The 19690-nt window shown below is 36.4% G+C and carries 22 protein-coding genes and 4 pseudogenes; 20 read left to right on the forward strand and 6 right to left on the reverse strand.

Translation table 11 applies throughout. The annotated features are described in order from the left end of the window. Positions 1-10 precede the first annotated feature (10 nt). The 15 genes and pseudogenes from KI369_RS03590 to KI369_RS03655 all read left to right on the forward strand — a co-directional run bounded on the left by KI369_RS03590 (position 11) and on the right by KI369_RS03655 (position 13304). The gene (locus KI369_RS03590) at positions 11-832 is read left to right on the forward strand and encodes a hypothetical protein (RefSeq protein ID WP_000732879.1); all 822 of its coding nucleotides are present in this window, start codon (positions 11-13) and stop codon (positions 830-832) included. After that, entirely contained in the window at positions 810-1454 is a 645-nt protein-coding gene (locus KI369_RS03595) for a hypothetical protein (protein WP_000859312.1), read from the forward strand. The genes KI369_RS03590 and KI369_RS03595 overlap by 23 nt, the downstream gene beginning before the upstream one ends. Positions 1455-1570: 116 nt before the next feature. Then, positions 1571-1741, forward strand: coding sequence for a hypothetical protein (locus tag KI369_RS03600; RefSeq protein WP_000280379.1), 171 nt, complete (start codon positions 1571-1573; stop codon positions 1739-1741). 65 nt (positions 1742-1806) lie between these two features. Continuing rightward, positions 1807-2772, forward strand: coding sequence for an MPN domain-containing protein (locus KI369_RS03605; protein ID WP_046199363.1), 966 nt, complete (start codon positions 1807-1809; stop codon positions 2770-2772). 50 nt (positions 2773-2822) lie between these two features. Continuing rightward, positions 2823-3224, forward strand: coding sequence for a hypothetical protein (locus KI369_RS03610; RefSeq protein WP_061531289.1), 402 nt, complete (start codon positions 2823-2825; stop codon positions 3222-3224). A gap of 12 nt (positions 3225-3236) precedes the next feature. Continuing rightward, positions 3237-3419 (forward strand): ubiquitin-activating E1 family protein, encoded by a 183-nt coding sequence (locus KI369_RS03615; protein WP_000029266.1) that lies wholly within the window; start codon positions 3237-3239, stop codon positions 3417-3419. 631 nt (positions 3420-4050) lie between these two features. Further along, the gene (locus KI369_RS03620) at positions 4051-5928 is read left to right on the forward strand and encodes a reverse transcriptase domain-containing protein (RefSeq protein WP_308443113.1); all 1878 of its coding nucleotides are present in this window, start codon (positions 4051-4053) and stop codon (positions 5926-5928) included. A gap of 116 nt (positions 5929-6044) precedes the next feature. Next, positions 6045-6722, forward strand: a pseudogene (locus KI369_RS03625) (ubiquitin-activating E1 family protein); the annotation flags it as partial. Positions 6723-6741: 19 nt separating this feature from the next. Next, a complete protein-coding gene (locus tag KI369_RS03630; protein ID WP_001267127.1) occupies positions 6742-7113 on the forward strand; it encodes a hypothetical protein in 372 nt (123 codons plus the stop codon). Positions 7114-7134: 21 nt separating this feature from the next. Next, positions 7135-7533: a nucleotidyltransferase domain-containing protein gene (locus KI369_RS03635; protein WP_061531288.1), complete on the forward strand. Its 399-nt coding sequence runs from the start codon at positions 7135-7137 to the stop codon at positions 7531-7533. Positions 7534-8291: 758 nt separating this feature from the next. After that, positions 8292-10223 (forward strand): group II intron reverse transcriptase/maturase, encoded by a 1932-nt coding sequence (ltrA, locus tag KI369_RS03640; protein ID WP_202338138.1) that lies wholly within the window; start codon positions 8292-8294, stop codon positions 10221-10223. 145 nt (positions 10224-10368) lie between these two features. After that, entirely contained in the window at positions 10369-10812 is a 444-nt protein-coding gene (locus KI369_RS03645) for a HEPN domain-containing protein (RefSeq protein WP_061531287.1), read from the forward strand. Between the two features lie 124 nt (positions 10813-10936). Continuing rightward, complete coding sequence (locus KI369_RS03650) at positions 10937-12709, forward strand: phosphoadenosine phosphosulfate reductase domain-containing protein (protein ID WP_061531290.1); 1773 nt, start codon at positions 10937-10939, stop codon at positions 12707-12709. Between the two features lie 78 nt (positions 12710-12787). Beyond that, complete coding sequence (locus tag KI369_RS29615; protein ID WP_256943800.1) at positions 12788-12916, forward strand: hypothetical protein; 129 nt, start codon at positions 12788-12790, stop codon at positions 12914-12916. Between the two features lie 67 nt (positions 12917-12983). Further along, a complete protein-coding gene (locus KI369_RS03655) occupies positions 12984-13304 on the forward strand; it encodes a hypothetical protein (RefSeq protein WP_061531286.1) in 321 nt (106 codons plus the stop codon). Positions 13305-13396: 92 nt separating this feature from the next. Here KI369_RS03655 and KI369_RS03660 read toward each other — a convergent pair whose 3' ends face one another. Then, positions 13397-14302, reverse strand: coding sequence for an IS3 family transposase (locus KI369_RS03660; protein ID WP_113712782.1), 906 nt, complete (start codon positions 14300-14302; stop codon positions 13397-13399). After that, positions 14272-14499, reverse strand: a complete 228-nt coding sequence (locus KI369_RS03665; RefSeq protein WP_098639484.1) for a hypothetical protein — start codon at positions 14497-14499, stop codon at positions 14272-14274. Before KI369_RS03665 ends, KI369_RS03660 begins: the two co-directional genes overlap by 31 nt. An 89-nt stretch (positions 14500-14588) precedes the next feature. Between KI369_RS03665 and KI369_RS03670 the strand changes: the two genes are divergently transcribed. The 3 genes from KI369_RS03670 (at position 14589) to tnpC (ending at position 16826) form a co-directional block, all read left to right on the forward strand. Continuing rightward, positions 14589-14783, forward strand: coding sequence for a hypothetical protein (locus tag KI369_RS03670; protein ID WP_039238838.1), 195 nt, complete (start codon positions 14589-14591; stop codon positions 14781-14783). Further along, complete coding sequence (gene tnpB / locus KI369_RS03675) at positions 14780-15133, forward strand: IS66 family insertion sequence element accessory protein TnpB (RefSeq protein ID WP_140384346.1); 354 nt, start codon at positions 14780-14782, stop codon at positions 15131-15133. The genes KI369_RS03670 and tnpB overlap by 4 nt, the downstream gene beginning before the upstream one ends. A gap of 100 nt (positions 15134-15233) precedes the next feature. Then, positions 15234-16826, forward strand: coding sequence for an IS66 family transposase (gene tnpC, locus KI369_RS03680; protein ID WP_088029994.1), 1593 nt, complete (start codon positions 15234-15236; stop codon positions 16824-16826). Between the two features lie 139 nt (positions 16827-16965). Here tnpC and KI369_RS29415 read toward each other — a convergent pair. The 3 genes and pseudogenes from KI369_RS29415 to KI369_RS03690 all read right to left on the reverse strand — a co-directional run. Further along, positions 16966-17073: pseudogene (locus tag KI369_RS29415) on the reverse strand (cell wall hydrolase); the annotation flags it as partial. Positions 17074-17091: 18 nt separating this feature from the next. Next, positions 17092-17982 (reverse strand): manganese catalase family protein, encoded by an 891-nt coding sequence (locus KI369_RS03685; protein ID WP_031538344.1) that lies wholly within the window; start codon positions 17980-17982, stop codon positions 17092-17094. Positions 17983-18006: 24 nt separating this feature from the next. Continuing rightward, entirely contained in the window at positions 18007-18216 is a 210-nt protein-coding gene (locus KI369_RS03690; RefSeq protein WP_088029881.1) for a YuzF family protein, read from the reverse strand. Positions 18217-18954: 738 nt separating this feature from the next. Between KI369_RS03690 and KI369_RS03695 the strand changes: the two genes are divergently transcribed. Continuing rightward, positions 18955-19278 (forward strand): DnaB-like helicase N-terminal domain-containing protein, encoded by a 324-nt coding sequence (locus tag KI369_RS03695; protein ID WP_076315514.1) that lies wholly within the window; start codon positions 18955-18957, stop codon positions 19276-19278. Here KI369_RS03695 and KI369_RS03700 read toward each other — a convergent pair. Next, positions 19194-19379, reverse strand: a pseudogene (locus KI369_RS03700) (transposase domain-containing protein); the annotation flags it as partial. The gene KI369_RS03695 and the pseudogene KI369_RS03700 sit on opposite strands and share 85 nt — an antisense overlap. A 21-nt stretch (positions 19380-19400) precedes the next feature. On the opposite strand from KI369_RS03700, the pseudogene KI369_RS03705 reads away from it, so the two are divergent. Next, positions 19401-19619 (forward strand): annotated as a pseudogene (locus KI369_RS03705) (IS66 family transposase); the annotation flags it as partial. Positions 19620-19690 lie beyond the last annotated feature (71 nt).

The following is a 19690-nucleotide window of genomic DNA, read 5'->3' on the forward strand; positions in this document are numbered from 1 at the left end:
GGGCCTAAAAATGAAGAAATTATTTAGCTATTCATCTAATGTAGCGATGTCAAACTACTTACTATCACTTAAGTTAAACAAAACTTACAGCATCGTAAGTTGGGAACAAATTAAACAAAGATATCAAGAGGAAATATATATATTAGAAAGCCTTTCTAAAGATATAGAAATAGATTTCAACAAAATCTCTCATGGGACAATTAGTAAAATCCAAACTTGTGTGGACTTTCTAGATGAAAACCAAACAATAAGGTGGGAGGACATAGAATCAACAGATACGATTGTCATCTTCTTACTTTCCATGAACCTATTAAACATAAATCTATCTAAATTTTATTCATGTCAATTTCATATCTTACGTTACTTTAAAAGCATGCATGAGCTTTCGATTGATGTAACACAGTATTCTCCCTCGTATTTAGACCGAGAGAATATCTATGAATTAGACCATGAAGAAGGATTTATAGAATTGGGTACGGACATGATCGAAGATATGGGCTTAGAAGCTTTTCCAATTGATGAAGAAGAGTATGAAAAGCTCTCTACACTATTCGACATACCATTAAAGGAAATAAAGGAAGCAGCAGAGGACACATGGGGTGCTATAGCTGAAACAATAGACGGCATATCACCGAAGCATAAAGAAAAAATTTCAAAATTACTAGATTGTTATCCAGTAAAGTATTCTTACCAAATTGATGAAGAATCTCTTTATCTCTATTATGGCGACGAACCACTATACGGGCCATATAAATTTGAGATGTTACTAGATTTATTAGAAACAATCTATACGCAGGGGGAAACAACAAATGAAGACAGTAGCAATATTTGATGCTTTAGAGCCAAAAGGAATTGTAACCATACAGCAATTTAACAACGAATTATCTCGTGGAGAAACTGCCGTTACTTTTAAGGACTTTTATTTAGCTTTAAAAGAAGTTATGGAGCAGGGTACACAAGATAATACTCATTACTCTAGTGGCGTACTCCCAAAAGGTTGTATAAAACACGAGGTGTTATCTAAGAGTGGAGATAAACAAGCTGTTTGGATTGAAGTACCAAAGGCTCAGTGGGATATTCATTTCTTTGAACGACCGTTTCAACAAGTAGGCTTTCCACGTCTATTATTTCGTTATACGGTGTACCAAAAACGAGTTACGAATATCTCTGTCTTTGCTGTAAAAGAAGATATGGAGTTAGAAGAAGGAATGAAATTATATCAATTTCCATATTCTAATGTTCATCCTAGTGGATCTGTATGTACAGGTAGAGTTGTGATACCTGAATTCCGGACTTTAAAAGATTTAGAAACATTTCATGTTTTATTTTTTGCAAGTTCTTTTAATCACGACCTTACACATACTCATACGGAACCAGTTGGAGAGCTATTTAAACGATTTGAAAACCAAAGTTTTGATGATTCTATTTTAATGGAATCGGAAATGACTTTTTAATACACGCTCTTTAGAGTGATTGTTTATTAGAAGCAGGGGAGTATTTATTAAGAATAATAATTTTGTTGGAGTTTAGATTATAAACATTGGATCCAACATGCTTAGGAGGAAATACGGTGTATTTAGATTATGAAACACGAATGAGAATTGAGAGAGAAAGACAACGAATTATTAAGTTTTTAAACGAGAAGGGTATTACACAAAATTCAGATGGCAAAAGAGTCAATGATTTACCACTTTGGCCATTAACTTTAATGGAAAATAAGTTACTGGCAGACAGTAATTGAGTACATCGAATTTCTGAAAATAGCAGAACTATATATAAGCAAAGATACTAGGAGGATTTTTTATTATGACAAACTTATTCGATTTTTTTGATATGGAAACACAAGTAGAGGAAACAACAGTACCAGTGAAAAAAGCTGCTTCAGAGCAAGCTGCTGCTAAAAAAGAAGAAAAAAAGGAAAAAGCAAAGAATAAGACAAAGGCTAGTAAGAAAGCTACTGGTTCAAAATCTACAGATTGTCTAGATAAAATCAATACAACAACGGTTGTTCGTCATGTAGTATTTGGAGATATACCGTTAGTAGATTGGTTTACAGAAGAAGAAATTACACATGGAATTGCTGTTCAAAATGGAGATTCCACAGATGTAAGAAAAATAGAAGCAGAGGACATTCGCGTAAAATTAGAGCAACGCTATCCCTCATTTGTAAAAGGCTTAACTGTCATTAAATTTGATGAGGATACAAATGCACTACTTCCGATTTTAACTGTCGGCGCAAAAGGAGCAAGTATTGTAGAAGGACAATCCATTTCAGATTGTCCTTTTTCTTTTCTTAGTACTTGGCTGAATCACTTTTTACCTGGGGATTTTATTCCAAGAACTTTATTAATGGACTTTATTATTATTGCACAGGCCATTTCTCGTAAATGTGATTGCGAAGTGCATGCCGATGTCTATTTCAATAAAGAGCGTGGTTATTTTATGGACTTTCCACGCCAGCAGATAGCAACTGAAATTGTAATCCCAGAAACGAATATAGAGATGCAGTCTATCGCTATGAAAGTTATGGAGATACACAGTCATCATCGTTTCTCTGCTGAACCAAGTGATTTAGATGATCAAAGTGAACGGGCTCCTATTCTTTATGCAATTGTTGGCAGAATAGAGGATGTTTTCCCTGAACTACGAGTACGCACTTGTATAGATGGAAAATTTCATTCTATTAATCCTAACTTTATATTTGCAGGAGAATATGCAACAAAAGGGATAAGCCAAGATTACGATTTAAGTAGGATCACACTTTTAAAATAAATACACAAGGGGGCGTAAAAGAGACATATTTTTATGTCTCTTTCTTTATTATGACAACATTAAAAACAATTCACGTTTCAATGTTTACAAAGATAAAGCAATACATGTTAGTTCTTACAAAGAATAAACAAGCAATAGAGGAATCGCATGATGACTATAAGCTATTTCAATTTATGTGCAAGTTAGAGATGAATCACATATATGAAGCATTAGAAGGACAGAGGAAGAATACTCATATTGATTTAGACACACATCAAGAATATGTAGACACGCTTGTTGTGCAGTTGAATTTACTTCAATATGTTGTAGGCATTGTGCAAGAGGTAGGAGTCATTTATGCTGCATCGATACTAGTGATGCATTCATTTGACTTGTATACCGTGCATAGGCTTACAAATTTATCGATTCCATTTCTACGAAATTTAGAGAATACACTATCAAAAGAAAAATAGGGGGCTATAAAAATGAGTATTGTTATTGATATTGCAGAAGGAAAGAAGATTGTACCACATATTGTATTAGTAGGTGCTGGAGGAAACGGAGGATTAATTTTACAACATATTGCTCAAATGATGAGTATTTTTCAATTGGATGGTGAAATTGTAGTTGCAGATCCAGACACGGTTGAAGAAAAAGTGCGCCCATAAGGGCCTTGTAAACTCTGATTTAGTAAATCAGCGGGTGAAGTGAAACAAGATAACAACCCGACACCGGTAGCCTTATCCGTAATCGAAAGTGAACGGGGAGTGTAGCATGGCTGCAACGGGATAAGTCACTCTAATGTCATGAGTGCGACTGAATTTCTAGGTGTACCGTGGTAAACAAGGTTGAATGCTAAACTGCGTGAAGGATAAATCAAGGGGTCTTATCGACGACCATATCGAAATAGACATTGAAACGATATGTCTCTAGTTCAGCTCATCTATTTTTTGTGGAGAGAGGTGTGTTTCACACTAGAGAACCAACTAAAGTACATTAGTAAAGATTGAAAGTCCCAACCGACATTACTACAAACTATTTACAAGGTACTAAATGGGGATTACCTAAGTGGAAGCGCCATTTATGGCTATAGAGGATGATTTCAAGGTAAAAACCAAGAAATGTGGCTCTTGAATATTCCATATGGTAACGGAGCCTTCGTAGTAGTCAGAGATAGGGAAAGCCTATCACACTAACGTATGACAAATTACGTTAGGTCATGGTTGTGAAATCAGGATGGCGAAGGAAGGTAGTCAATTAGTTCATGATGATAATAAACAGGAAGGAAGCGAGATGCTGATGAGAAATCCAGTTTATGTATTGAACACCTTGTCGAAGAATACTATTAAAGAAAACTATAAGTTCAAAAGATTATATAGAAATCTTTATAATCCAGAATTCTACTATAAAGGTTATCAAGAAATATATGCCAATTCAGGTAATATGACCAGAGGAACCATAAATAACACTGTTGATGGCTTCTCAAAAAATAGAGTATCTAAAATCATCAACAACATTAAAAATGGTAACTATAAACCTACTCCTGTTAAGCGAGTATATATTGATAAAAAAGGGAGTAAGAAAAAACGTCCTCTTGGGGTACCGACATTTGACGATAAACTTGTCCAATTAGTAATAAAGTATATCTTAGAAGCAATTTATGAACCAAACTTCTCTGAGAACTCACATGGATTCAGGAAAAATAGGGGTTGTCATACAGCTTTGAAACAAATTAAAAAGAGTGGTAATGGAACTAAATGGTTTATTGAAGGTGATATTCAAGGTTTCTTTGACAATATCGACCACCATATCCTAATTGACCTACTAAGAAAACGTATCAATGACGAAACACTCATCGGATTAATATGGAAGTTCCTAAGAGCTGGGTACATGGAGGATTGGCAATTCCACAAAACATTCAGTGGAACACCACAAGGAGGGATTCTCAGTCCTCTTCTTGCCAACATATATCTAAACGAACTAGATATATACATGGAAAAATACGCTGAAAAGTTCGGAAAAGGTCAACCAAAAGACAGAGAAGTTGATAAAAGATATCAATACTTACACCTCAAAATAAAAAGAGGGCGTAAGAAAGCAGACTTACTAAGAGAACAAGGTAAACACAATGAAGCTCAGGAATTAATCGAGCAAGTCAACGAATGGGTTAAGGAAAGGGGACAACGTCCCTACTACAATCCAATGTCGGATAAATTTAAGTCACTAAAATATGTTAGATATGCTGATGACTTTATTGTAATGATAATCGGCAGTAAAGATGATGCCAAAGCCATTAAATCTGATATAGCTCAATTTCTCAATGAAGAATTAAAATTAACTTTATCAGAAGAAAAAACACTTATCACCCACTCTAGCAAGAAAGCAACATTTCTTGGATACAACGTCAATATCACTAGAAACGAGTTATTTACCAAATACTCGGTGAAAGGTGCAAAAAGAAGACATCACAATCTAAAAGTAAGACTTGAAATCCCCCATGAAGCATGGCGAAATAAATTACTTGCCCTGAATGTTTTAGAAATGAAGTATGTGAATGGGAAAGAAACTTGGAAACCAAAGCATAGACCGGAAATGGCACACCTAGATGATTTGGAAATACTACATAATTATGTATTACAGATCAGAGGGATGTACAACTACTACAAATATGCAGTTAATTCAACGGTACTCCAAAAATTCAGTTACGTTCTAGAATACAGCATGTATAAAACATTCGCCAATAAATATAAAAGCTCAATCGGAAAAATTAAGGGGAAATATTGCAAAAACGGTGTATTCATAGTCAATTACAAAGATAAAAAAGGCAAACAACACTCTCATTCTTTCTACAGGGAAGGATTTAGAACGGTTGATATAACTAAGATGAAAACACAAGAAAATAACATCGACAACTTGTTAGCCTCAAGAGTTCATATGTCAACAACTAGTCTTATGGATAGGTTGTCAGCCAACAAATGTGAACATTGTGGTAAAACCGATTCTAACTTAGTAATGCACCATGTCCGAAAAATGAAAGATGTTGAGAAAGGCAAAGCCAAATGGCAAAAATTAATGATTGCCCGTAGACGCAAAACATTAGCCGTATGTGAGGATTGCCATAATGAAATTCACTATGATATGAGAGTAGAACTTATAGCGAAAAACAGAAAAAAATAACTTTGACAAGCAATTGATGGAGAGCCGTATACTCTGAGAGGAGTACGTACGGTTCGGTGAGGGGTTTTGAGAAACCTATCATAGCAATATGACAAGGCGCTCGCTTCCTACTCTACAACCTTGGAAATCAACTCTTTATTCGACCTGATGTTGGTAAATACAAAGCAGAAGTACTCGCTCGTCGATATAAAGCTGGCTATAACGTTCCTATCTCTTCCTTTACGTCACAGTACATAGAAGACATAGAAACAATGCAGCAGTTGTTTGGTAATAAATATGATTTATTAAAAAAACAACATAAAGACGACTACTTGTATCTGCCAATTGTAATTGGGGCAGTAGATAATATGTTTTCTCGTGAAGTCTTTCATCAATTCTTCCATCAATCGGATAATCTTCTTTACATCGATGTAGGGAATACAGCTGTAACCGTTCCTGATAATTGGAGAGAAGTAAATAAAAGACATTGGACACCTCAACAAATAGCTGATTATAAAAACAGTGGTTATAACGGACAAGCAGTATGTGGAGTTAAATTGAATGGCGAGGTCATTCTTTCACCGCTTGGTGATTTATTTGCGGATGCTTTTACGAAAAAAGAAACGGCTCCAAGTCAATTAAGTTGTTCCGAATTAGCTGCTTCAGAACCACAGCGCGTTATTACTAATAAGTTCGCTGCCATGACTGTTGCTCAATTCGTCAACGAACTCTTTGATGAAGGTACTGTATCGAATCACTATATCATTTTCCAGGCTCAAAAGGCTTTTATGAAAGCTGCACCAATTGAGGGGTAATGATATAGGAGGGGACAAGATGAGAGTGTATCAATTAGATTCCACTCAATTGCAACACAGTTTAACACCAACAAACATGTGTAATGGTGTTCTACAATACTACCAATATAAACAGTATACCGTTGTATCTGTACTTGATTTATCAAAGCAAGATTCCGAAATGATACCATTGCTTCTGGCTTGTTTAGCAGAGGCTTTGATTCATTTCAATCCGGATTCTTTTTTAGCGAAGGATGAATCTAGCATTTTATATTGGTGTAGAAAGAACTTTAAAGGATTTCATAGTATCTCTGACGATGGATTTTTACAAGATTTCAAGCAGATATACGAATGTTATCAATCATTGCAGAACGTTGGGAAACAAGAGAAAAATATAAAAATAAATATGTAATAGCAGGGAGAAGTGAAATGTATGTATAATATAATCAAACGTCAATATAATTCAATTATCCAAGAGGTGATTCGGATTAACGAAGAAGTACAAAGGGAATTAAACCTATTAGTACAAAAAATTTGTGAAACCGTGTCTTCTGTCCAAAAAATAATCCTTTTTGGCTCTCATGCTTATGGCACACCAAATGAAGATAGCGATTTTGATCTTTGTATTGTTGTGGATGGTGTAGGAGCAAGAAAAAGGGAAGTCATTAACCGTATTAATTGGGGTATTTACGATATAATGGAAACACCAGTTGATATTTTAGTGTATGGACCAGAAGAGTTTCAAGAACGTGCTAATCGCAATGTAACCATGGAGCACAAAATTGCACTAGAAGGGAAGGTCCTATATGAGGTGCGAGACGTTCTCGAGTAAGCAATACGGAAGTATAAGCGACAACGAGGACTGTTCTTAATTGGAAAAACAATCAAAGCAATAAAGAACAGGATAACTGTTCAGATAAGTGGTAGGAATGAAGGAGTAACGCCCCGAAACTACCCCAGTGAGATTCCCAACTGCATACACTAGGCATAGCGTGATGTGGAGAGCAGGGTAAAATATACGGTCACGGTTCGTAGTGCACAACTGTATAACCGAAAGCCAACAGGAGTAATAAACCGGTTGGAACTAACCAAGTACCGTATGCTGTCAACCGACATGGTGAGAATGTGGTAAACCATTGACGAACTTGCGAATGTACGCCTCGAAAAGGACACGGATCAGAAATGATTCGGAGTCTGAAAACAAGACTTGTCTAATGGATTGGGGATATCTCATAATTAACAATCCTAACGTTGTTATAGGCAACGGAGCTAGACACGGGGTATAGCAAGCACCTAAATCGGAGGTCAAAATGACCTTTAAAACAATGATAGTCTGAATGGAACGTCGAAAGCCACCAACGTTGAGAGTAATCTCTATCGGCGGATACAGTTGAATACGAAATGGACAACCAAGGGAAGTATTCTTAATAGTGGTGAGAGTAGTGGCACGACCGTTGAAGGTTCTGTAATGGAACTGGAGGAACAGCCACAAGTCTATATAGTAGGAACTGAAATTTCATCTAATCTTGCATGGATTCTGGTAAGACTCAAAAGGTCACCAAAAATCAATTTGAGAGTAGGTGATAGACCATGAATGGCAATTCTAAGTCCGCGCCAAAGGGGAATAAACTAAGACACAACGAATACTACGGTATTCAACCTGTCCTAGATAACCTATACCAAAAAGCAACAAAGGGAAATTCTTTCAAAAACCTAATGTCTATCATTATATCAGACGAAAATATACTTCTCGCCTACCGCAATATTAAGGGGAATAAAGGAAGTAGAACTGCAGCTTGTGATAATGTAAATATAAAGAATATTGAGGGAATGGAACAAAGCTATTTCTTGAATGAAGTTAAAAGACGCTTTCAAAACTACCAACCGCAGAAAGTAAGACGTAAAGAAATTTCGAAGCCCAACGGACAAACCAGACCCCTGGGAATACCGGCTATGTGGGATAGGATAATCCAACAGTGCATCTTACAAGTCATGGAGCCAATCTGCGAAGCGCACTTCAGTAACCGAAGTTATGGTTTTCGCCCAAACAGAAGTGCTGAACATGCCCTAGCAGATGCATCAGTGCGAGTAAATAAACAAAACCTTACATATGTAGTAGACGTAGACATTAAAGGTTTTTTTGACGAGGTAAATCACGTCAAGCTCATGCGTCTATTATGGACATTGGGTATCCGTGACAAACAACTTCTGGTCATTATCCGAAAAATACTGAAAGCCCCAGTGCAAATGCCTGATGGCACAACAATGTTCCCGACCAAGGGCACCCCACAAGGCGGGATTCTTAGTCCTATACTTGCCAACGTCAATCTTAATGAATTCGACTGGTGGATAAGTAGACAATGGGAGACATTCAAAGCTAAAAAGGTAAAACCGAGATGCATGAGGGGAATTTGGTGCAATGACGTTGTAACGACACAACTCACCAAAACTTCCAAGATGAAACCAATGTACATCGTAAGGTACGCAGATGACTTTAAAATCTTCACAAACACACGTAGTAATGCGGAGAAAATTTTCAAAGCGACTCAAATGTGGTTAGAAGAACGTCTAAAACTGCCTATCTCAGCCGAAAAGTCTAAAGTAACCAATCTGAAAAAGCAACAAAGTGAATTCTTAGGTTTCACCCTCAAAGCTGTAAAGAAAGGTAAAAAGAAGAACGGTGACACACGATACATTGCAGTAACACACGTTTCCCCAAAAGCACTGGAAAAAACAAAACAAGATTTAGCAAAACAAGTGAGAAGAATACAGAAAACCCCAAACTCTAATGAAACAATTAAGAGAATCAGCATATACAACAGCATGGTCATTGGTAAGCACAACTATTATAAAATAGCTACGCATGCCTCCCAGGATTTCAGTAAAATGAACCATAATCTTGACCACATAATGTATAACAGATTCCCTAAGTCAACAACTGGAGGTAAAAGCAATACAAATGGATACACGAATATAGGAGAATATAAAGGAAAAGACAAAGGTATTAAACCATATCTAAAGTCAAAAATGATGAGATTTCTCATGAAACGTCCCATCCTACCAATCTCCTATATTCAACACAAAAACCCGATGATGAAAAAGCAAGTCATTAACAAGTACACCGCAGAAGGACGAGCCCTGATACATAAAAACTTGGCAGACATAACCGAAGCGGAACTGAAATGGTTAAGAGAAAATCCAGTTATAAATGAACGGGCAACCGTAGAATACAATGACAACCGAATTTCTCTTTATGTCGCACAAAAAGGCAAATGCAGTGTAACAGGTGAGAAACTCTTACCTTGGGACATTCATTGTCACCATAAGCGATTATGGAGTGAAACAAAGGACGACAGCTACAAGAACCTTACCATCATCAAACCAAGTGTCCATAGACTAATACACGCAACCAAGATAGAAACCATAAACCAACTACTCAATGAACACAAATTCAATGAGGAACAGTTAGGCAAACTCAATAAATTGCGAAAATTAGTCAAAAACGAGGAAATCTGTATTTAATCACAAAATGAAGTGGAAATGAAACATGAATAACTAGCGTTGTTCGCTTAGAACTTATCATTATTTTGATGAAAAGAAAACTACAATATAGATGGACCGCGGTATGCCGTGAAAGTGGCACGTACCGTGCGGATCGGGGGAAAAGTTGGAGATAGCTTCAAAGACTTACCTATCGACAATAAATACTGAGGATCTAAAAGAGTGGGTATTTATTGCAAAATCTGATTTAGATTCTGCTGGTTACTTAACTCACATGAAACCTTTCCCTACTGCAATTATTTGTTATCATAGTCAACAATGTGTGGAAAAACTTCTAAAAGGGTTTCTTGCACTAAACGGTAGACCAGTCCCTAAAACTCATAACCTTTTAATGCTGCACAAATTGTGTCGGAAATTAGATGAGGAGTTCTCATTGATTTTAGAACAGTGCGTGCAGCTAAATGGTTATGCTACAGACATTCGTTATCCGTATTTTGAAGCACTTACTGTTCAAGATGGATTAATCGCTATACAACATGCTCAAAAAGTAATGAGCTTTTATATGGAAAAGTTAAACAAGTTGAATATACATGAAATCACAGTTGATTAAAAATAGAGGATATACACAAAAGAGAGTGCCTATTAAATAGGGACTCTCTTTTTCTATCTAAAAACAGAGGAGGCATGCTCCATAGTAGTATGAAATGATACTTTGCTATGGGGATAACAATATAATGATGGATATATATAAAGAAATTAAAGAGGAAATGAAAAAAGTCTATTTATCTCGCGATTGTTGTTTTGTAGGTTACAGTGGGGGGAAAGATAGTTCTGCCATGTTGACGTTACTATGGGATGCAATTGCTGAGCTACCACTAGAGCAACGTACAAATCCAATTCATATCTTAACTTCCGAAGTTGGAGTAGAAACACCTGCTATGACGGCTTATATCTCAAGGACATTACAAAAGATCCAGGAGAATGCAAATGAGCAAAACCTACCATTTGTCGTTCATGGTGTGAAACCACTTATGAAAGAATCATATTGGTATAAGGTAATAGGCAGAGGCGTTTTACCACCGAGCGGAAACAGTAGATTGAGATGGTGTACTGACTCTCTCAAGGTCAAACCGATGCAGCGAAAGATGAAAGAAATCTTAATAGCTTCTCAAACTACTACTGCAGTAGAATGCTTTGATGAATATGATGGTGTACTTATGCTGGCCGTTCGTAATGAAGAGAGCGCTCGAAGAAGACATAGTATTCAAAAGCATGAGATAAGTAATGATTCCTTATTTTCACGTCATAATGATATGAAGAATATCCTCTGCTTTAATCCAGTTAAATTTTTAACCGGTGATGAAGTATGGATGTTACTTTTAGATAGAGGGATACTGCCTTTTGGTGTGGATGTGGAAGAAATGAGCATACAGTATGGACAAGCTATGTTTGAATGTGGCATAAAAACAGGTGGGAAGCAGCAGGGAAATGCTTGTGGAGCTGCAAACTCACGTAGTGGATGTTGGACTTGCCTAATGATGAATGGTGAGGATAAAATGTTGACCCAGCTAATAAGTGAGGGGTATACGGACTATGCTTATCTACAATCCTGGAAAAGCTTCTTACGTTCGATTAGAAACGATATTCGGTATCGGAATGTAATGAATAGACGAAGCCTGCAAACGCTCCTTAGAAACGAAAATAAAAGGGATTCAGACTTGTTTTCCATATGTAATCATGTTGAATATGATTATATTATGTTTGATCGTACAGAAAAGGGAGACTATGCACCAGGAGGACTAACAGTAGAAGGTAGAAGAATGCTTTTAGAGTATCTACTTTATATTCAACAAGAAATGAATACGAGTCTTATATCTGAAGAAGAAATTGAGGCAGTACTACAAGGCTGGTATGACACAGATGGTATTCGCGTATATCGAGATGAATTGGAGCCAATACATCACGCATGTCTTGGTGAATTGGTGTTCAAACCTGATTGTACAATAAATGAAGAAAAAACGACGTCTCCATTCCCTGTGTTTTTCGTGGAAATTGATGTTCATTTAGGGAAGCAGGAGATATTTCGTTGGATGAAGGAACGACAGAAAGTTACGCAGCAGAGTTTTTTCTTTTTCCCTTCAAATTATTCTAATGATTCTACAAAGCTTACATGGAACAAACTAACCTTTGTTGTATCTAGATTTGATATAACAGAAGCAAGAGATGCTGAACGCATTATACGTCAATGGTTAGGTATGACGATGTACCATGAAAAGGCAGAAGCACAACATAAAAAGATGCTTGTACAGCTGTTCATTCATTCTATGAAGAATGAACAATTATTTAATCCGGATGAATTAGAAAATACGAAGATCCTATATACTACAGAGTTTATAAGTAGGCTCTCTCGATTGCTAGAAACAGAGGAGTTGCTATCCGAGGAGACTAATCACCTCTTTGCAAAAATACTTAAAGAAATGGCTAACGAAACATTTCTTATAGCGTGATATATAAATAATAGATATATTTAGAGAGTACCTATTCAATAGGTGCTTTCTATATTACAAAGGCAAGAGGAGATTTTAATGGAATTTAAAAAACTTATGAAGTATATAGAAGAGAATAAGGAAGAACACTTTGATGAATTAATTAAAGAAAATGAAAACGCAATTAAAGAAATCGATAAAAAAAATGAGAAGAAAGCAGATTTTTAAAAATAGTTATGATATTTACCGAAGAACTATTAGAAACGTATAAATATAGGATTCAAGGAGGATACTTATGACTGAAATTAGTTTAAAAGACAGATGTATTCAAATTCTAGCCACAATTCCAACAATAGTATTTTTTATTTGGAGCATGTACTACTGCTTTCAGCTATTTGTAGGAAATGAAATACCTGGAGTAAATCCTATTACAAAGTTTATACTTGGGTTGATTACACTGTTTATGGGAATAGGCGGACTTATTAATTTAACTAAGCCTAATGTAGATGCTGTCGAGTTCTCCCTAAAGACACTTTGCGGGTTACTTGCAATTGGCTTTATATTAGGGTCAGGACAATTTATAGATATCGTAAAAGTAGTCATTAATTCATTGTAAAGAAATCATATATTTTTTAGTACCTTTTAAAAGCCCAATTATATTTTATATATAATGGTCTTATCCCTGTCAAGTAGACAGCATTAAAAAGACTAAGCAGCCATCGAGATTCGATATTCTATCGGAGCTCGATGGTTGAGTCGTTTTTGGAAACGTTTATAGTTATAAAAGTAAATATATTCTTCAATTGCTTGTATTAAATCCGCTTCTGTTTTAAAATGATTCAAATACAACATCTCCGATTTAAAATGGGAGAAAAATGACTCGATACAGGCATTATCATGGCAGTTTCCTTTGCGAGAGTGGCTGCCAATGATACCTAAATCTAAAAGTCGTTTGTTGTAGGCATGAGATGTGTACTGGAACCCCTGATCTGAATGGAGAATGGTTCCACGCACATCTCTTTTTTGTGCCAACATTTCAATTGTATCTAATACAAGTTCATTATCATTACGCTTGGAAATTTTCCAAGAAACAACTTCGTTATTATAAATATCTTGTACAACAGAAAGATAGCGGAAGCCCTCTTGAAATCGTAGGTAGGTAATGTCTGTAACAAGCGCTTCATTTTGTTGGCGATCTTTGAATTCACGGTTTAAAACATTTGGAAAAGTATTAGAATAATTCCCTTTAAAGAAGCGACGCTTCTTTCGAATAATAGACTGAATGTTAAGCTCACTCATTAATCGATATACCTTTTTGTGATTTATAAAATATCCCTCTTCTTCTAAAGCGATTTTCATACGTGGATATCCATATTCTTTGTGCTTTACGTGAATAGATTGAATTACCTTTTTTAATCGTTTATCGGATTCTAGTCGCATGTTGTTCATACTTTTTGTATGAACCCACTTATAGTAACTTGAGCGATGTACACCCGCAAATTTAGTAAGCCATATAACAGGATATTTTCTCTTTAGTAATTCAATGATATGATATCGTTCTTTATATTTTAGTACGCCCCCATTTACAGATTTGGATACTGCTTTTTTAAATATTCAACCTGAGCCTTATAGTAATCACGCTCTTCTTCAACAGTTTTAAAATGGATCCGTTTGCCTTTTAAAGGGTTCGGTATACCTTTCGTTTTATTATTTTCCCCGCGAGTATCTGTAATTTCACCACGTTCTTTATATTTTTTCACCCAATTTTTAAGTTGTGTAGAGCTTCTAATCTGATATTTTTTCGCTATCATATCGTGTAAGCCCCCATTCAAACAACGCATATAAACACGCAGCACCTCCTGGTACGATACATGTATCAATAAAAGGAGGTGCTTTTCCTATGCCACAACAAAAACTAACCATTGTTCCCGTTACATTACATACCGAAAACGAAAATAATTCTGCAACAAAGCCAACAGTGCTTTCCTCCAATCCTACTTGCACGATTAAAACAGCAAACGCTGAAATTTCCTTCTTTAACGGTGTAGATGAGCATATCATCCAAGCGGTCATGAGGGAGTTGAAAAATGGGTGAAACACGACTATACAAGTGTTAAAAACATTTATATCATTTGCGGTAAGACAGATATGAGAAAAGGAATTGATGGGCTTGCCACACTGATTCAAGATTCTTTCGAACTTGATCCATATGGCGATTCCATTTTCTTATTTTCAGGGTGGAGTAAAGACCGCTATAAATGTCTGTATTTTGATGGTGATGGCTTCGCCATGCTGTATAAGCGTTTGGATAGTGGAAAACTTCAATGGCCAAAAGATGAAAATGAAGTACGCCATCTTTCACAACAGGAGCTTCGCTGGCTCCTTGAAGGGTTATCCATTCAGCAGCCAAAAGCCATTCAACCATCGCCAAAAGGTGCGTTCTAAATTCGTTCAAGTCGTTATTTTTATCTTTATTTTCACTGTTCGAACTGATTATAATAGGAGGAACGAAACTGAACGAAACTGAACGAAAGTGGTGAATGATGTGACGAACGTTTCTTCTACGAATGAAAATCAATCTGAGAAATTAATTCGATTGCTTGAAGATCAATTAGCTCATTCGAATCAACAAAATAAAGAGTTATCGAAAAAGTTGGATCAATCGTTGAAACAGATTGAATCGTTAACGCAACAACTTCAACACTTAACCAAGCTCTTATATGGCTCTAAAACAGAAAAATCCAAATACAATACGCCCGACGGGCAAGTGTCCTTATTTGAGGATGACCCGTCTTTTACTGATCCTGAGCACACAGAAGAACAAAGCCAACAGACCATTTCTTATACTGTTGTACGAAAAATTCAACCAAAAAAACGAAATGATTCCTTGCGTGAAGATATTGAAATAGAAGCTATTCACCATCATCCAGCAAATACAATCTGTGACGGTTGCCATGATCAAATGATAGAAATGGGCAGTACAATCGTGCGTGAAGAGGCGAAATTTATTCCTGCGAAAATGATGAAAGTTCAACATATTGAACACGCTTATGAATGTAAAAAATGCAAAAGCGATTCATTACAAAAAGGGCAGATTAAACGTGGTAAAGCGCCACAACCTCCCATTCAACGTAGCATCGCAAGTCCTAGCGTACTTGCCAAAGTGATGTATGATAAATTTTCACAATACTTACCTCTTTACCGTCAGGTAAAGGAATGGGAGCGTTATGGCCTGAACACGAATGATAAGAACCTTTCCAATTGGGTCATTCGTGCCTCACACGATTGGCTATTGCCTATTTACGAACGAATGAAGTCTTTGATGATGGCTAAAACCATTCTACATGTCGATGAAACGTATTCACAAATTATCAACCGTTCCGATGGCAAATCTGGTCAGTCTAACGCCTACAATTGGGTCTATCGAAGTGTGCCCAGTCAAGGTCCAACGATTGTCCTGTTTCAAAGTTCATTATCACGTGCTCGGTCTGTTCTCGAAAGCTTCATTGAAGATTATTCCGGAACGATTGTCTGTGATGGTTATTCGGCCTATGACAAAATAGAAGGCGTCACCTTCGCAAATTGTTGGGCGCATGTTCGCCGTTATTGGATGAAAGCGAACAGCAAGAACGGACAAATCGGTGTCAGCTATTGTGATGCTTTGTATCGACTTGAAAGGAAATTCAAGCATCTGTCTCCCAGTAAGCGAAGAAAGAAACGTCAAAAGTTTGCGTTGCCAATCGTTAAGAAATTCCTTGACTGGGTTGAAAAATCACCATTCTACGGCAAAAATGCGCTTGCAAAAGCAGCTGAATATACTCTGAACAGAGCGAATGGACTAAAAGCATTCTTGAAGGATGGCCGTATCGAAATTGATAATAATCCAGCCGAAAATGCCATTCGTCCAAATGTGATGGGTCGAAAAAACTGGCTCTTTTCCGTCAGTGAAGCTGGTGCAAAAGCCAACGCCATCTGTTTAAGTATCGCAGAAACGGCAAAAGCAAACGGAGTGGATTTCTATCGTTATCTCTTGAAGTTACTGACGGATTTTCCGAATCTTGATATCTATCAACATTCGGAAATTTTAAATCAATATATGCCTTGGTCAAAAATGATCCAAGCAGAATGTGGCAGATAAAATGAAATCACCGTATATCTGATTAAAAAAATCATGATATACGGTGATTTATGATGCGTACGGTTAAGGTATGCTTATTTTTTATAGTTCGGGCTTACCATATCGTAGCTTCCCTCACCGTTTAAATAACTTTGAACAGCTGTTCTCCTTTAATTAGTCTCCTTGCTAACCTAATTTCTGTTTCTCTAGCTGCTTGGTAAAAATATCCTCTTATAGTTGCTTCAAATCCTCCAGGTCGTTGAAAAACTTTCCTACAAAAAATCTATTATAAATTTTCCATTAGACGTTTTTTGATTAATTCATAATCGTCCCTAGTAATACCAGGAGCAAATTCTTCAGGTAACTCCTCTAAGTTTGGAATTGGTCCGCCTTCAGGAGTACCAATTTTCACTTCAAGCGGTTGCCCATTTTCCGGATTTGTTCCTTTCCAAATCATTCCGATATCCCTGTATTCTGTTTCGCTCCATGTGAATAGCACATTGCTTAAGCCTTTTTCTATGAACGGTCTGGCATAATCAAATTTTGAGTTATCAAGATTTGGAACTGGAAGCATTTTCGTCAAGTCTACCCCTGTAGCAATTTCGATTGCTTTCGCATAGGCGAGGATATGTGTTCCTCCACGAACAAGTAAATACCCAATCATGGTTCTAGCAACTGGGTTATCAGTCATCTCATAAACTCTCATTTTATGTGTACGTGCACCAATCTCTAGAAAAAAGTTATGTGTTAAATCTAAAACCAGATTTCCACTATTAAAAACATTATCACCAGTCCAAGGTCTTCCCATTGAATCACCTGGTATAGCCGTTTGAGCTGTAGAAATAAAATGGTGGGTGTTTCTCGCATCCTTCCCATTTTGAAGTGGAGTGATATCCGGATTCCCTGGAAAAGTATTACCTACCGATAACAAATTAATCGTATTAGAAACAAGTTCTACATGACCAAATTCTTCTGCTGTAATGCTTGCCACTAACTCATAGAATGGTTTTAGCTTTTTTTTATTTCTGAAGTTAAAAGACTGAAACATATAGTTATTTAAGGTAGACATCTCCCCAAACTTGCCACCCAAGAGTTCTTGTACTGCTGCTGCAGCATTCATATCGCCGTGTGCGGGTATAGGAAGTTCAATTGCCAATTTATTTATTCTTTTAAACATTATTTCCCCTCCACTTCCTTTTTGTTAACCAGGAAAAACCCAAATAATTTGCTCGGTACGAATAAAAAAGGGAGTTCCGTTAGATTCGACAACAATGTGATCTGGCAATACATTTTTCAAGGAGCCACGAACGCTACCTCTTATGGTTTGAACAGTAACAATTTTACCAACAATGGTTGTTAATGTCTGATAAACATATGGATCATAAAAGCTTAACAGGTTGTTGTTTGTCATTTAGATCCTCCTATTCTAAAGTCATTCTTACTGAGTATATGTTTCTCGATATGAAAAAAGACTGAAAAACAACTGTTCAATTTGACTCTTGTTGTTAAATACTATCCTGAAAATAATAAACGGCAATAGCACATTTTTTGCAATACGAAACTAGGCCTAGCAATACCCAATTTTTTAAACTGGACCTAGGAATGACTAATCTAATCCTTTTATGTACGAATTTATACTATGGCTCGCATACGCCGATGTAATTGACAATAAAATTGAAAAGATAAAGCAAGGGCTTGTAGAGTTCAAGAATAAACTTTATGGCACAGGTAATGCCATTCAAAGTATAACGAAAACTCTTGACAAACTATTTCAACGTCAGGACGAACTGTTTCAACGTCAAGACAATATTATCAAGCTACTGGAAGTTGTGTATAACAATTTATAATTGTATGGAACACCAGTAAATCTCGGGCCTATTTCAAAAATTAGAAGTCATTAAGCCGCACTCGAAAGATGGACAAAGATATATTGAAGTTGTATTTATTTATCGCTTTGAAAAATCTGTTGAAACATGTGCCGATATGATTAATTGCGACAGGAGCACCTAATTGGTATGTAAATAAATTAGCAGCAGAGTTAAGCAACAAAGGTGATGACAAACTATTCAAAACCTTATCATTACTTATTCCAGAGGAAGAATTAAAACCAGAATTAAAGAGTATAAAGGGTGGCTATAAAGATATTGATGTGGTCACTGTTTCCGAACAACTAAATCAAAAAGGGATACTGGAGGATGTGGGCGGCGTAACCTATCTTACTCAATTAGCTGGCTCAGTACCAACTACAGCGAATACCATTTATTATTGTGATTTGGTAAAATCGAAAGCCTTGCGTAGGCGAGGAATTGAAGCAGCAAAAAATATAAGATATTTATCGGAGGTACAGGAATTTGAATATGACGAGACATTTTTGACAGAAGTAGAAAATCAGGCTTTAAAAATCCGATCAATGGCGTTCTCATTACTCGCATCTACATTGGGAAGCTTCTCGAAAATGTACATCAAGTATTGATAAGGATTAAGCCCATTTTCTTTGGCTGTTTCTACAATACTATAAGTCACAGCACTAGCCTTCGCTCCTTTCGGAGTGTTTGCAAAAATCCAGTTTTTCCTTTTAGGACTTAAACACATAAAAGAAAAAACTGGCTCTTTTCCGTCAGTGAAGCTGGTGCAAAAGCCAACGCCATCTGTTTAAGTATCGCAGAAACGGCAAAAGCAAACGGAGTGGATTTCTATCGTTATCTCTTGAAGTTACTGACGGATTTTCCGAATCTTGATATCTATCCACATTCGGAAATTTTAAATCAATATATGCCTTGGTCAAAAATGATCCAAGCAGAATGTGGCAGATAAAATGAAATCACCGTATATCTGATTAAAAAAATCATGATATACGGTGATTTATGATGCGTACGGTTAAGGTA

Source organism: Bacillus sanguinis, assembly GCF_018332475.1.
GTDB classification, from domain to species: domain Bacteria; phylum Bacillota; class Bacilli; order Bacillales; family Bacillaceae_G; genus Bacillus_A; species Bacillus_A sanguinis.

What these genes read in the sequence shown, in the direction of transcription:
- KI369_RS03590 (WP_000732879.1), top strand. Translation starts at nt 11, where the DNA reads ATGAAGAAATTATTTAGCTATTCATCTAATGTAGCGATGTCAAACTAC.
- KI369_RS03595 (WP_000859312.1), top strand. Translation starts at nt 810, where the DNA reads ATGAAGACAGTAGCAATATTTGATGCTTTAGAGCCAAAAGGAATTGTA.
- KI369_RS03605 (WP_046199363.1), top strand. Translation starts at nt 1,807, where the DNA reads ATGACAAACTTATTCGATTTTTTTGATATGGAAACACAAGTAGAGGAA.
- KI369_RS03610 (WP_061531289.1), top strand. Translation starts at nt 2,823, where the DNA reads ATGACAACATTAAAAACAATTCACGTTTCAATGTTTACAAAGATAAAG.
- KI369_RS03615 (WP_000029266.1), top strand. Translation starts at nt 3,237, where the DNA reads ATGAGTATTGTTATTGATATTGCAGAAGGAAAGAAGATTGTACCACAT.
- KI369_RS03620 (WP_308443113.1), top strand. Translation starts at nt 4,051, where the DNA reads ATGAGAAATCCAGTTTATGTATTGAACACCTTGTCGAAGAATACTATT.
- KI369_RS03630 (WP_001267127.1), top strand. Translation starts at nt 6,742, where the DNA reads ATGAGAGTGTATCAATTAGATTCCACTCAATTGCAACACAGTTTAACA.
- KI369_RS03635 (WP_061531288.1), top strand. Translation starts at nt 7,135, where the DNA reads ATGTATAATATAATCAAACGTCAATATAATTCAATTATCCAAGAGGTG.
- ltrA (WP_202338138.1), top strand. Translation starts at nt 8,292, where the DNA reads ATGAATGGCAATTCTAAGTCCGCGCCAAAGGGGAATAAACTAAGACAC.
- KI369_RS03650 (WP_061531290.1), top strand. Translation starts at nt 10,937, where the DNA reads ATGATGGATATATATAAAGAAATTAAAGAGGAAATGAAAAAAGTCTAT.
- KI369_RS29615 (WP_256943800.1), top strand. Translation starts at nt 12,788, where the DNA reads ATGGAATTTAAAAAACTTATGAAGTATATAGAAGAGAATAAGGAAGAA.
- KI369_RS03655 (WP_061531286.1), top strand. Translation starts at nt 12,984, where the DNA reads ATGACTGAAATTAGTTTAAAAGACAGATGTATTCAAATTCTAGCCACA.
- KI369_RS03665 (WP_098639484.1), bottom strand. Translation starts at nt 14,499, where the DNA reads ATGATAGCGAAAAAATATCAGATTAGAAGCTCTACACAACTTAAAAAT.
- KI369_RS03670 (WP_039238838.1), top strand. Translation starts at nt 14,589, where the DNA reads ATGCCACAACAAAAACTAACCATTGTTCCCGTTACATTACATACCGAA.
- KI369_RS03685 (WP_031538344.1), bottom strand. Translation starts at nt 17,982, where the DNA reads ATGTTTAAAAGAATAAATAAATTGGCAATTGAACTTCCTATACCCGCA.
- KI369_RS03690 (WP_088029881.1), bottom strand. Translation starts at nt 18,216, where the DNA reads ATGACAAACAACAACCTGTTAAGCTTTTATGATCCATATGTTTATCAG.